The organism is Paraburkholderia sp. OAS925, from assembly GCF_040543975.1.
GTDB classification, from domain to species: Bacteria; Pseudomonadota; Gammaproteobacteria; order Burkholderiales; family Burkholderiaceae; genus Paraburkholderia; species Paraburkholderia graminis.
Map to the genome: position 1 here is coordinate 1,632,285 of NZ_JBEUNO010000002.1, position 12,315 is coordinate 1,644,599.

General features: G+C 58.9%; 10 protein-coding genes and 2 pseudogenes. 7 read left to right on the top strand and 5 right to left on the bottom strand.

The genetic code is table 11. The features are described 5' to 3' along the window. Window positions 1–14 precede the first annotated feature (14 nt). Together ABIE53_RS26090 and ABIE53_RS26095 are read left to right on the top strand one after the other, a co-directional pair. A pseudogene (locus ABIE53_RS26090) lies at window positions 15–1,332 on the top strand (lipopolysaccharide biosynthesis protein). Window positions 1,333–1,384: 52 nt separating this feature from the next. Further along, complete coding sequence (locus ABIE53_RS26095; RefSeq protein ID WP_006052038.1) at window positions 1,385–2,572, top strand: glycosyltransferase family 4 protein; 1,188 nt, start codon at window positions 1,385–1,387, stop codon at window positions 2,570–2,572. Here ABIE53_RS26095 and ABIE53_RS26100 read toward each other — a convergent pair. Together ABIE53_RS26100 and ABIE53_RS26105 are read right to left on the bottom strand one after the other, a co-directional pair. Then, on the bottom strand, window positions 2,548–3,183 hold the full coding sequence (locus tag ABIE53_RS26100) for a phosphatase PAP2 family protein (protein ID WP_006052039.1): 636 nt from the start codon (window positions 3,181–3,183) through the stop codon (window positions 2,548–2,550). The two genes, ABIE53_RS26095 and ABIE53_RS26100, sit on opposite strands and share 25 nt — an antisense overlap. 76 nt (window positions 3,184–3,259) lie before the next feature. Further along, a complete protein-coding gene (locus tag ABIE53_RS26105) occupies window positions 3,260–4,507 on the bottom strand; it encodes an O-antigen ligase family protein (RefSeq protein WP_006052040.1) in 1,248 nt (415 codons plus the stop codon). A 585-nt stretch (window positions 4,508–5,092) separates the two neighbouring features. On the opposite strand from ABIE53_RS26105, the gene ABIE53_RS26110 reads away from it, so the two are divergent. From ABIE53_RS26110 to ABIE53_RS26125, 4 genes and pseudogenes are all read left to right on the top strand, one after another. Next, window positions 5,093–6,607: a mannose-1-phosphate guanylyltransferase/mannose-6-phosphate isomerase gene (locus tag ABIE53_RS26110; protein ID WP_029966141.1), complete on the top strand. Its 1,515-nt coding sequence runs from the start codon at window positions 5,093–5,095 to the stop codon at window positions 6,605–6,607. A gap of 39 nt (window positions 6,608–6,646) precedes the next feature. After that, window positions 6,647–8,023 (top strand): undecaprenyl-phosphate glucose phosphotransferase, encoded by a 1,377-nt coding sequence (locus ABIE53_RS26115; RefSeq protein WP_006052043.1) that lies wholly within the window; start codon window positions 6,647–6,649, stop codon window positions 8,021–8,023. Window positions 8,024–8,135: 112 nt separating this feature from the next. Further along, window positions 8,136–9,163, top strand: a pseudogene (locus tag ABIE53_RS26120) (sugar-transfer associated ATP-grasp domain-containing protein). Continuing rightward, window positions 9,160–9,510, top strand: coding sequence for a hypothetical protein (locus tag ABIE53_RS26125; RefSeq protein WP_006052045.1), 351 nt, complete (start codon window positions 9,160–9,162; stop codon window positions 9,508–9,510). Before ABIE53_RS26120 ends, ABIE53_RS26125 begins: the two are co-directional and overlap by 4 nt. A 5-nt stretch (window positions 9,511–9,515) precedes the next feature. Here ABIE53_RS26125 and ABIE53_RS26130 read toward each other — a convergent pair whose 3' ends face one another. Beyond that, complete coding sequence (locus tag ABIE53_RS26130; protein ID WP_006052046.1) at window positions 9,516–10,025, bottom strand: phasin family protein; 510 nt, start codon at window positions 10,023–10,025, stop codon at window positions 9,516–9,518. Window positions 10,026–10,161: 136 nt separating this feature from the next. Beyond that, a complete protein-coding gene (locus ABIE53_RS26135; RefSeq protein WP_029966135.1) occupies window positions 10,162–10,353 on the bottom strand; it encodes a hypothetical protein in 192 nt (63 codons plus the stop codon). 117 nt (window positions 10,354–10,470) lie between these two features. Here ABIE53_RS26135 and ABIE53_RS26140 point away from each other — a divergent pair, with 117 nt between their 5' ends. Then, a complete protein-coding gene (locus ABIE53_RS26140) occupies window positions 10,471–10,857 on the top strand; it encodes an ester cyclase (RefSeq protein WP_006052047.1) in 387 nt (128 codons plus the stop codon). A gap of 22 nt (window positions 10,858–10,879) precedes the next feature. Here the strand turns inward: ABIE53_RS26140 and ABIE53_RS26145 are convergent, their stop codons facing one another. Next, on the bottom strand, window positions 10,880–12,313 hold the full coding sequence (locus ABIE53_RS26145; protein ID WP_192699264.1) for an efflux transporter outer membrane subunit: 1,434 nt from the start codon (window positions 12,311–12,313) through the stop codon (window positions 10,880–10,882). Between the last annotated feature and the right edge of the window lie 2 nt (window positions 12,314–12,315).

A 12,315-nucleotide genomic window follows, 5' to 3' on the forward strand; every position in this document is an offset into this window, starting at 1 on the left:
ATTTGGAGAACGGAATGGAAAGACGAGACAACGCAAGCGTCATTGCGTTTGTTTACGGCGGATATCTGATGAGGTACGTATACCTCATCATCGTGGTGCCGTTCTACGGAAGAATTCTCGGCGTCGCCGAGTATGGGCGAGTGCTCGCGTCGATGTCGCTCATGAACGTCATCTGGATGCTCGTGAGTTACGGCTTCACCTTCGTCGGCATGCGGGAAGTCGCGAAAAGCCCATTCGGTGAAGGAGTGCAATGCAATCTATTCGCTCCATGTGAGCGCGCGGCTCATGCTCGCCGTGATTGGCGGAAGCATCGGTCTGATTGCGACGATGTGCTCGCCCACCTTGTCCGAGCGGCCGCTGATCGGCGTGCTGGGTACGCTGCTCGGCATCGTGTCGGCAATGAATCTCGGCTGGCTATTCCAGGGCCGTCAGCGTTTTCGCACGCCGATCATGATCGAGGTATTCGGCTTTGCCGTGAGCCTCGTTCTGGTGCTGAGCCTCGTGAGAAAGCCCGAGGATTCCGTATGGGTGCTGGCGAGTCTGCTGGTTGCCGGCGTGGCGTCGTCGATCATTTCGTATGGCATCACCACGTCGCAATTGGGACTGCCCCGACTGAAAGTGGAAGGCGTGATGCCGCTCATTCGCAGCTCGACGATGCTCTTTTGCTACTCGTCAGGCTCCGTTGTATTGACGGCGTCGTCCACCTATCTATTGACGCTCTTGTCGACGCCGGCTCAGGTCGGCTATTTCGGCGCGGCAGAGCGTTTCGCCACCATTGCACTGAGCCTGATGGGGCCGGCATCGCAGGTATTCGTGCCGACTATTTCGCGGCAGCTCGCACACGGCGACAAAGAGGGCGCGCACGCGACCACGCGCCGTGGCGCGGCGCTTCTGCTCGGTTATGGACTGCTCGTATTCTGCGGCGCAATGACGTTGTCGCCGTTCCTGTTGCCGTTGATTCTCGGCGCCGAGTTCGAGCCTGCCGCACGCATTCTTCAATGTTTCGCATGGATGTTCCCGTTCGTCGCGTTCAACGAATTCGTCGCGTTTTACGTATTCGTTCCGCGCAAGAAAGACCGGCTGCTCGCGTTTGCCGGGCTCGCCTCCGGCCTCGCCAACCTGGCCGCGGCACTGATTCTTGCGCCGCGCTTTGGAGCAATGGGCATGGCCATGGCTCGTGTATTCGGTGAAGCAACGCTCGCCGTGATCCTGCTGGTCATCATGGTCCGTCTCGAACTGATCGGACTGGTGCCGGGCGCGCGGCGCGCCGCTGGAATGCTGGGGCTGGCGTGGGGTGTAAGAGCCCAGACAAGCGCGGCCAAAGACAAGTGAAACGGATTGCCGCCGGTGAAGCGTCCGGCGCGTCATCTCACAGGAGAGAGAAGTGAAAGTCGCTATTGTTCACGATTGGCTGGTGGTTTCGGGCGGCGCAGAGAAGGTTTTGAAGAACATTATCGAATGCTTTCCGAAAGCGGACGTCTTTTCGATTGTCGACTTTCTCGAAGATCGCGATTGCGTGAAAGGGAAACCCGTCAACACGTCGTTCATTCAGAAGATGCCGTTTGCGCGCAAGCGCTACAGAGCTTATCTCCCGTTGATGCCGATTGCGATCGAGCAACTGGACCTGTCCGCGTACGATCTGGTCATTTCGAGTTCGCACGCGGTGGCCAAGGGTGTACTGACCGGACCCAATCAGATTCACATCAGCTATGTGCATTCGCCGATCCGCTATGCGTGGGATCTGCAGCATCAGTACTTGCGCGAATCGCATCTGAACAAGGGCGTGAAGTCGATCATGGCGCGCGCGCTGCTGCACTACATTCGCGGCTGGGATTCGCGTTCGGCGAATGGCGTGGATCATCTGCTGGCGAATTCGCACTTCATCGCGCGGCGGATCAAGAAGGCTTATCAGCGCGACGCGACGGTTATCTATCCGCCTGTCGATCTCGACAACATGGTGATGTGCACGCAGAAAGAAAACTTCTACGTGACGGCCTCGCGGATGGTGCCTTATAAGCGCATCGACCTGATCGTGAGGGCCTTCTCGCAGACACCCGAGCGCCGGCTGGTCGTGATCGGCGACGGCCCGGAAATGAAGCGGATCAAAGCGACTGCGGGGCCGAACGTGACGATACTCGGTCACCAGCCTCTCGAAGTACTCGTCGATCATTTGCGACGCGCCCGCGCATTCGTTTTCGCGGCGGAAGAGGACTTCGGTATTTCGGTCGTGGAAGCGCAGGCTTGCGGCACGCCGGTGATTGCTTTCGGCAGGGGCGGTGCGCTCGAGTCGGTTATCGGCTTGCCTCTGGAGCAGCCCACAGGTGTCTTCTTCGGCGAGCAGACGGCGGAGTCATTGCTCGAAGCGGTGACACGTTTCGAGCGCAATGCCTCTTTATTCGATCCGGTGAATTGCCGTCAGAATGCCGAGCGGTTCTCCACTGAGAACTTCAAGACCGCATTGACGGACTTTATCGACGCGCGGCTTTTGCGCAGCTCGATCGAACAGCTTCGCCCCTACCTGGTGCGCGAGCGCACGGCAGAGGAGCGTCACCTTGCGAGTATGCCCTCGTAAGACTGAATGCGGTATTTGACGCGGCCGGCGAGAGCCATGATCGAATGAGCATGGCTATGTATTTGCGGCGAGCGCGTTTCAATGAGGCGCTGAAGCGGCGCCTGATGCCCATAGGCGAGCACGCAGACGCACAGAAAGCTCGCCGCCGACCATGCGGGCCGTGGGCGTTCGAACTCCACGGAAAGCGCCTTTCGCAAGAAGAGCAGCGCGACGATTGCGCCCAGAATCCAGCCTGAAATGACTTCGGGTACGGAATGCGAAAGGTCCATCAGGCGCGACACGCCAGTCAACGCACCGATAACCAGACCGGCCGCAATACCCAGAAACGCCGGCAGACGCCACCATCTGAGCTGCAATGCGAGGGCCACCATCCACACGGAGGTGGAGAGCATCGCGTGGCCGCTAATCACGCGGAAATCAGACGCCGGGAACGATATGCCCCAGCCGGCATAGAAGATCTTGCTTGCGCCGACAATAGCGACGCCGGCTGCGAGCATCGCGATCCACCGGCAGGCCAGCTTGACGTCGAATAATGCGATCCAGCAGGCGCAAACAGCGGCCACGGGCAACGTGACGGCCGCATCGCCTATGTTAGTGAATACAGTCCACATAGGGTTCTCGTTGTTGTTGGGTTCTCTACAGCGGGATCTTTGTGTTCCCGCTGTACCGGAGTGGGCGCAGGTACTATCAGACGCGCGAGCGAATCAGCGAGTTCCGCCGATTGAATTCCGCCGAGATTGCATTGGCCGATTGCGAGGCCAGCAGTAGCGAGATCACGAGCGAGAGGATCAGGACATTGGAAGGCGACACGAGGCGATGTTCCGTTGCCGCCATGACCAGCAGGCAAATAGAAGAGATCTCGACGAACCGGAAGGCGGCGAAGTTCTGACCGCCTCCCACGAGCGCGCCCGCAGCCGCTCCATGCTTGCTCCAATCAACGAGTCTCCAGAAGAAGCTCAGCAGCAGGAAAAGACCGACGACACCGGTTTCCGCGAGGAAATTGAGGTACGAGTTGTGAGCGTGCGAATCGCTATGTTCGACGAGGACGTTCGACGGCGCACCGAACAGGTGAAAGTATGAAGTCACATTGCCGATGTGATCGTCGAAAGAACCGAAGCCCATACCCACGATCGGACTTTGCTCGAAATAGGCGAGCGCGCGCGGCCACAGCCACTCATACCGGATGTTCAGATTGGCGACCTTCGCATCCTGGTTGTGGATACTGAACGGGTAGCCCATGTAGTCGACGGTGGCGTCTGTGTGATAGAACGCCATTGCAAGCGAACCTGCTATGAGCACGCCCATCAACGCAGCCAGCAGCCAGCGCTTGCGGCCGAAATAAAGGTACGGCAGTACCGCAGCCGCGCCGAGCAGCGAACCGCGGCTATACGTGGAGAACAGCATCAGTGCGTTCATCGCGAGTAGCCCGAGCAGCAGTTTGCTGCGCTTTTGCAGGTAGCAGCCCACGCCGAGGCAGAACAGCATGGCGAAGAATCCGCCCGCCGCATTGCGCGCGATGAAGTAGCTGCCGAAGCTTTTGTCCGGATTCGTGAAGATGCCGAGGAGTCCGGTGCTGACGATGTACACCGCGTACGGCGGGATATTGATGCCGACCGCGAAAATAAAAAACGCGCGAAGTACTTTGTTCAGATCGAGACGATGCGCGTACAGGCAACCGGCAAAAATGGGAGCATACGAAATGAAGAAGTTACCGTCGCGCCGATAGAAATCGAATTCGGCAAAAGACTGAGGATCGTAGAGCAGCGTCGAGACGACGATCACGACCGTCAGCGCGGTGAGCGGCGTAATGAACGCCGGATAGCGGCGACCGTAAAAGCGCCACGCGTACACGAAGATCGGCACGAAGCCGACCGCGCTGAGAGGCACGAAATTCGTAACCGTTAGAAACAGCGCAAGTAGCGAAATGTAAGCCATTGCGACTCCCGGAAAACAAATGGCGCATAGCTTGCAATGACAGTGCCATTACGTGCGAAGACAACCTGGTTGGAGGTGCGGTGCACCACGATGGCGGTGCACCTGAACGGAATCGGGGTCCTACGTCTCGATGAACGAACTGCCCATCTGTCATGAAGGTACTCGCGAAGGTACCACGTCTAGGCACTGATTTCCACGCGCTACCGCACACACAGCGGCCATAAGAAAGGCCACAGTGGCCGATGTGCGGGCTAATGCGACGAGGCTGGCCAAAACCTCAACTGAACGCGCCACCATTGCTGTGGTGCAGCGTGAGGTGACTATGATGGATCACATCGAGTCATGCTTGAGTGGCATCGGCTTTCTGGCGCCACGCCGATATGTGTGCCGCTAACGCTCGCCTGGTGCGAGAACTTCGGTGCGCATCCCTAGCTTTGCGCGGACAGAACGGCTCGCCGAGCCCGTTGATGCCCACACCCCGTTATTGATCACACGTGAGACCGGAGCAGTGCCGACGTGCAGCGTATTTCGTCGGCGCTTATGCGATTAATCGCGCTTTGGCTTGCCCGTCCAGGAGCAATAAAAATGGATAAAGTTTTTGCAACCGCACACGAGAACGACAACGAGACGCAAAGCGCCGCGTCGCAGGAATGCACCACGCTCGCACAGGTGATTCTCGCAGGCGGCTCAGGCACGCGTCTATGGCCCGTATCACGCGAGCAGTTCCCGAAGCAGCTTATCGACGTGATCGGCGATCAGACGCTGTTGCAGGCCACGATGGGACGCATGAATAACTTCAGTCCTCTCTGGGCGGTCGCTCCAGAACCGGTGATTGTGTGCGGTGCCGAACATTACTTTGCAACCTGCGAGCAGGCGCGCGAAAGCGGCGTGAAGGCACGGGTCGTCGTCGAACCTGGCCGCCGCGATACGGCTCCTGCACTCACGCTTGCTGCGCTGGCTGCAGCGTCGGACGGCAACGACGTGATTCTCGTCGCGATGCCCGCGGACCACGCTATTGCAGATCTCGATGCGCTTCATAAGGCAATCGAAATAGCTGCGCGTCATGCCGACGCAGGCGCAATCGCGACGCTCGGCGTTCCGCCCACCGGCGCGGATACGGGCTTCGGCTATATCCGCCTGGGTGCTGCGTTGAACGACGGCGCGCGCCGCATCGAACGTTTCGTTGAAAAGCCGGCGCCCGAACTTGCGGCGCAGTATGTCGAGTCCGGCAATTACTGGTGGAATAGCGGCATGTTCGTCGTGCGTGCGTCCGTATGGCTTGCCGTCATCAAGCAATTTCAGCCGCAAATTCACGATGCCTGCGTGCGCGCTTACGAAGGCGCCAAAGTCAACGACGGCTGCATCGTTCCCGATGCCGAGGCCTTCCTGCAATCGCCGTCGGACTCGATCGACTACGCGGTGATGGAACATCTCGGCAAGCCCGAATCGCAATTCGCGGGGATCGTCGTGCCGCTGCAAGCGGGATGGTCGGACCTCGGTTCATGGGACGCCGTGTGGCAGGCAATGGAAAAGGACGAGTGCGGCAACGCGTCGAATGGACGCGTTCTTTTCGAAGGCGCGACGGCAACGTATGCGCGTTCGCAAGGCGGCCGGCTCGTCGCATGTGTCGGCACCAACGACCTGATCGTCGTCGAAACGGACGACGCGGTTCTGGTGGCCGACCGCTCGCATGTGCAGGACATCAAGGGACTCGTGTCGCGCATCAAGGCCGAAAATTCGCCGGAAGCGGATGCGCACCGCAAAGTGCGTCGTCCGTGGGGCTTTTACGATTCGATCGATCACGGCGACCGCTTTCAGGTTAAACGCATCGTGGTAATGCCGGGCGCGCGCCTGTCGTTGCAGATGCATCATCACCGCGCGGAGCACTGGATTGTGGTGAGCGGCACCGCGCTCGTCACACGCGGAGAAGAAAAATTCCTGCTTGGCGAAAACGAGTCGACGTATATCCCACTCGGTGTCACGCATCGTCTCGAGAACCCAGGTTGCGTTCCGCTTCAGATCATCGAGGTGCAGTCCGGCGCCTATCTCGGCGAAGACGACATCGTCCGGTTCGACGACAAATATGGCCGTGCGGGTTAATCGGTCGTGGCGAACCAGAGCGTATTCGAGGGGGCTGCTATGCGATTGATTACCGGTCTGCTGGCCAGAATGTTCGATGTGGCGATGATCCTCGGCGGCGCATTCGCTGCCTCTCATATCCGCTTCGACGATTTCGCGCAACGCAACTTTTATCTGGCATTCGTCGCTTTCGCGGCGGCGTTTTCGCTCGCGGTGTTTCCTGCATTAGGCGTCTATCAGTCGTGGCGCGGCCGCTCGAAACGTGTACTCGTCGGTCAGGTCGCGCTCGGCTGGCTGCTGGTCCAGGCATGCGCGCTGGCTTTGATGTTCTCGTTGCATCGGATCGACTTCGTGTCGCGCCTATGGTTCGCGTACTGGACGGGAATAGCGGGCGGCGCAATGATCGCTGGCCGGATAATGACGCACGTTCTGCTCGGGCGCGTTCGCCACGCTGGCCTGGATCTGCAAAAGGTGGCTATTGCGGCATGCGGAGAACATTGCGACGAGATCCTGCGCAAAATGGAACGGGAGCCGGCAGCGGGTTTTCGCGCGAGCGCCGTCTACAACCTGCGCCCGGTCAACAAGACGACGAGTTCCGTGCCGACGTTCGAACAGCGCGCGGCTTTTGCGAAGTATGTGCGCGAACAGCAGGTGGATGAAGTGTGGCTCGCGCTGCCTTTATCGGAAGAACGCGCGATTCTCGAGCTGGTCGATGAGTTTCGCAACGATCTGATTAACGTGCGCTTCATGCCGGACGTGCGCGCATTGGCGCTCTTCGATGGAAGCGTGACCGAGTTGCTCGGCTTTCCGACGATCAATCTCGCCGCTTCGCCATTGCCGCCGAATGCAATGGTGGAAAAGGAATTGTTCGATCGCGTTTTTGCACTGCTCGCATTGATTGCCGTGTCGCCGATTCTTCTTGCGTGTGCGATAGCGGTCAAGCTGAGTTCGCCCGGCCCGGTGTTCTTCAAACAGTGCCGCAAGGGCGCGGACGGACGCATCTTTATGATCTACAAGTTCCGCAGCATGCGTCTGCATGAACAGAAACAGGGGGTGCTCGAACAGGCCACGCGCGGCGACCCGCGCATTACGCGGGTGGGGCGTTTTCTGCGGCGCACGAGCCTCGATGAATTGCCGCAGTTCTTCAACGTGCTGCGCGGCGATATGTCGGTGGTCGGTCCGAGACCGCACGCGCTCGAACACGACGACCTGTATCAGGGCATCGTCTCCGGCTATATTCACCGTTACCGGATCAAGCCAGGCATTACCGGCTGGGCGCAAATCAATGGCTTTCGCGGAGAGACCGATCGCATCGAAAAGATGGAAGGCCGGGTCGCACACGATTTGTACTACCTTCGAAACTGGTCGTTCGCACTCGACGTCAAGATCATTTGCGCGACCATTTTCAAGGGACTGCATCATCCTAACGCTTACTGATCCCCGCGTCGGATCGAGTCGTTGATTGTGCGGTATGAGAGTGGGTCAACAAGAACCTGATCACGAGGGGACAATGAAACTACACGGCGTAGAGAAAGTAGTCAGACGTTCAATCAAGAAGGTGGGGCAATACACGTTCCACCAGGTTCATCGCGCACAGGCGAGACAGGTTCTTCGGCTATTGCAGAAGAAATACGGTCCTCCCGATCCGGCCAACCTGAAGCTCGCCGACACCTATGCGCGGGACGTGTTTGGCGACGCAAAGTATGCGCCGTGGCTGCGTGTCTACGCGGCGTTTAGCGGGACCTTCAAGGAAGGCTGGATTCCCGACAACTACTACGGCGGCGTGGTTGTGCCCAGCATGAAAGGCGGCTATGGACGAATCTCCAATCTGAAGCCGATGTCGCGGGTTATCTTCGGCTGTGACGCGTTCCCGGACCTGGCCTACTTCGCGAACGGTCTCTTCTTCACGGACCGCAATCTGGTGGTGCGCGAGCAGGAGATCGAGCACGTCGTCTTCCGCGAATGCGACAAGATCGTTTTCAAGCTCGACGGCTCGGCGCAAGGCAAAGGTATTCATTTCTTCGACCGGGAATCGTTTGACTGCGGCCTGATCAAATCGCTTGGCAATGGCGTGATTCAGAAGTTCATCGTTCAGCATCCGCTTCTCAGCACGTTTGCTCCAAACTCGGTTGCGACCTTGCGCGCCTGACGACGGCTGTCGACAATCTCGGCCGCACTTCTCTTCGTGCGGCTTTCTTGCGCCTTGGCAGAGCGCGTCATACCCACATCAGGATTGACGACGAAATCTGCGTGCCGGTGGATCTCGTCACAGGAGAACTTGCGCGCGAGGGTTTCCTGACCGATTGGGGCGCGACGGAAGAACACCCCGATTCGAAAGTCAGATTTGCCGGCCTGAAGATGCCCGCATTCAACGATTGTGTCGATACGGTGCTACAACTCCATAGCAAGGTGCCTTTTGCACGCTGCATAGGCTGGGACGTCACAGTCGACAGCGACGGCAAAGTCCAGGTGATGGAGTGGAATGGCGAGCACAACGACGTCAAATTCAGTGAGGCGACGCAGGGCCCATGCTTTTCCGACCTGAAATGGGAACTGCTGAACGCCAGTCCCTTATGACTGTACCCGGCGAGGAACGTCGCGTGAGCGAACAATTGTGGTGCGTCCATATTGAAGGACCTGACGACTTTATCGCAGCAACTTCAAAAGAGGCGGCGGAGCAGGAGGCATTGGCTATCAATGCGTATGTCGAGCGCTCGGGAGAAGGGCGGCGCGACTCGCCGGTGCGAGCAGTCGCGATGGAGTGGCCCTTCACGCCGGAAAGTCACGCGCGTGCTGTGGAAAGCGACTGGGAAGATTTGCAGCGCATGCCGCATCGCAAGCAACAACCGGCTTCGTCCCAGAACATTTTGACGAGTATCGCGCGCCGTGTGAAAGAACTGATCGAAACGGCGCGCGGTGCCTGACCCGGTTAGTGCAGATCCATTCGGGGGCTCGACGATACGACGTTGCCCGAACTGTCCACGATCACGACGGGGTCGTTCTGAGGGGCCGGCGGCTGCTCGATCACGAGAGGACTTGTGACGTTCGTGCGGCCCGTTGAGACCATGCCAATCGAGGCTGCACTATCGAGCAACGAGAAGAACGTGGACAGATAACTTTGCACGCTGTCTTGTAGAGCATCCACAAGATCATTATGCGTGTCCACTGCAATGTCCTCGACGTGCCCCCAATAGGCGCACGTCTTTTTTATTGCTGCCGGAACCTGCTGAAACTGCAGATCGATCATCTGGTTGAGAGAGCCGGATGAGAGCGCGGCATCGACCAGTGCCTGTTGCTCGGACAAAGAAGTCTTGACGGTCTGCACATTCAACTCGACAACTTTTTCAAAGCCCGCAACGGCTTTAGCTGCAAGTTCGTAGGCGGCAATTGCATGGCTTTGCTGACCGACATCGGGCTGGTTCGGGACGATTGCATTCATGAGGTGCTCCGTATCAATGCGAGTGGGGGAAATGCCTGACAACAGGCAGTGTTTAAGCAACGCCTATTCCTCCCCACGACGCAGACTGCATACGCCGCGAGCTTCACTTCACACAGCGCGGAAGCGCAAAGAACCGCTATTGGCTTGCGCCCGCAGGCGCGTCGCTTGCTGCCGTGGCGGGCGCGGAGACGGCAGGCCCACTCTGCGCGGCGCCGCTGACGGCGGCCGCGCCCGCCTGATCCGACGATGGACCGGAGCGGTTGCAACCGGTAAGCGCCACGCTCAGCGCAGTCGCGCTGGCTGCAATCAACAAGAGTGTATGTTTCATGGTCGCGAATAAATCCGTTGGGCGGCGCAGGGGCGCGCCGCATTGCATAGAATGAGCAATGCATATGCCTCGCGCGCAGCACGTCTCGTTGCCCGACAGCCAAAATGGAAGATTGTCATGACCGAACCCGATCTCTCGGACATCTACCGAAGCTATATCGCCTGTCTGAACCGGCAGGACTGGAAGAACTTGCCGCAATTCGTTCATGACGATGTCTATTACAACGACAAGCAGATCGGCTCGGCAGGCTATCGCGCAATGCTCGAGAGAGACTTTCGCGAGATTCCCGACCTTCATTTCGACATCGATCTGCTGGTTGCCGACCCGGCTTATGTCGGGGCGCGGCTGCGCTTTAATTGCACACCGCAAGGAACATTTCTCGGTCTCGAAGTCAATGGAAGAAAAGTGACCTTCACCGAAAATGTCTTCTACGAATTCCGCGGAGAAAAAATTGGCCGGGTCTGGTCGATTATCGATAAGGCGGCTATTGAAGCCCAACTGTAGTTCGCACACGCCGCGCGAGCCGTCATAGATTGCTGCCGAGCGCCTGGAACAACGCAGCCGTGTCGGAAAAGCGGTTTGCTTGAGCCTGGGTTCGATCTATCGCCGTTTGCAGCGAATCACGTTCCGCGTCGAGAAGAGCGAGCTGACTGATTCCACCCGCAGCATATTGCCGAGTGGCGACGTCCAGACTGGCTTGCGCTTGCTGCGCGGCTTCGGTGCGCGCCTGCAACTCGCGGGCGTCGTTCTGCACGGCGGTCAGCGAATCGGCGACCTGCTGCAATGCCTGGAGAACCGTTTGCCGATAGTTCTCGAATGCGGCGTCATAAGCGGCTTCTGCCGCGCGTTTCTTCGCATGCAATTCTCCACCGCGAAAGATCGGTTGCGTCAGGTTCAGGCCGATATTCCAGACGTTCAGCCCATTCACAATGTCGCCGATCCGCGTGCGCTCCGAGCCGATTCCCGCGGACAATGAAAATTGCGGGTACAGGTTGGCGGTTGCGACGCCCACATTCGCGCTTGCCTCGTGCAGTAATGCCTCGGCCGCTTTTATATCGGGCCGCGCGCGGGCGAGTGTCGACGGCAAAGCGAGTGGAATATCCAGCGGCAAATGCAGCGCATCGAAAGTGAGTTCGTCGAAATCCGCTTGCGACGGTACTCTGCCCAGCAAAATGGCGAGTTGATGATCCGCAGCCGCGAGCTGGCTTGCAAGCGGCGGCAACGATGCGCGTGTCTGTGCAAGCAGGGTGCGCTGACGGTGCACATCCAGTTGCGATACGCCGCCGGCGGCGAAGCGCGCTTCAACGATCGACAGTTGATGCGCCTGTGCGTCGGCCAGGCGTTGCGTCAGCGCAATCTGCTGCTGTAACGACGCGCGCCGCACCGCGGTAGCCACGATATTGCCGGCGAGACTCAAGCGCGCTGCATCGAGTTCATACGACTCGTAATCGACTTGCGCCATGCTTGCCTCGAGCGCGCGCCGATTGCCGCCGAAAATATCAAACACGTAAGAGACGCTGACCGACGCGCTGAACAGCGAGAAGGGTCCGGGGCTCTCGACGTGCGGAATGCCGAACGCAGCGGGATCGACTTTCTGCCTTGAGCCGGAAAGCGTTGCGTCTATGCTCGGGAATTGCGTTGCGCCCGCGAGCGCGGTGTAGTTTTCGCGCGCCTCGATCAGTCTTGCGCGCGCTTGACCGAGTGTCGGATTGTGGCGCAGTGCTTCATCCACGAGACGGTTTAGCGCGTCGGACTGGAATTGACGCCACCACATAGGTATGGGACCAGGCGCCGCGTTGAACGTCTGTGCGGCTCCCGCTGGCCCTTCGGACGAGGTCGTCTGCTCAGGTAATGCGCGCTGTGTGTAGTTTGGAGTGTCGGGCGCGGCGGGTGCGTGAAAGTCCGGCCCCACCGCGCAGCCGGTCAAAGAAAGTGCGCACACAACAAGAAGTGTTTTCATGA

Excerpts from the sequence above, each read along its gene's own strand:
- ABIE53_RS26115 (WP_006052043.1), top strand. The coding sequence starts at position 6,647 with ATGCGATTGATTACCGGTCTGCTGGCCAGAATGTTCGATGTGGCGATG.
- ABIE53_RS26105 (WP_006052040.1), bottom strand. The coding sequence starts at position 4,507 with ATGGCTTACATTTCGCTACTTGCGCTGTTTCTAACGGTTACGAATTTC.
- ABIE53_RS26110 (WP_029966141.1), top strand. The coding sequence starts at position 5,093 with ATGGATAAAGTTTTTGCAACCGCACACGAGAACGACAACGAGACGCAA.
- ABIE53_RS26135 (WP_029966135.1), bottom strand. The coding sequence starts at position 10,353 with ATGAAACATACACTCTTGTTGATTGCAGCCAGCGCGACTGCGCTGAGC.
- ABIE53_RS26140 (WP_006052047.1), top strand. The coding sequence starts at position 10,471 with ATGACCGAACCCGATCTCTCGGACATCTACCGAAGCTATATCGCCTGT.
- ABIE53_RS26130 (WP_006052046.1), bottom strand. The coding sequence starts at position 10,025 with ATGAATGCAATCGTCCCGAACCAGCCCGATGTCGGTCAGCAAAGCCAT.
- ABIE53_RS26125 (WP_006052045.1), top strand. The coding sequence starts at position 9,160 with ATGACTGTACCCGGCGAGGAACGTCGCGTGAGCGAACAATTGTGGTGC.
- ABIE53_RS26145 (WP_192699264.1), bottom strand. The coding sequence starts at position 12,313 with ATGAAAACACTTCTTGTTGTGTGCGCACTTTCTTTGACCGGCTGCGCG.
- ABIE53_RS26100 (WP_006052039.1), bottom strand. The coding sequence starts at position 3,183 with ATGTGGACTGTATTCACTAACATAGGCGATGCGGCCGTCACGTTGCCC.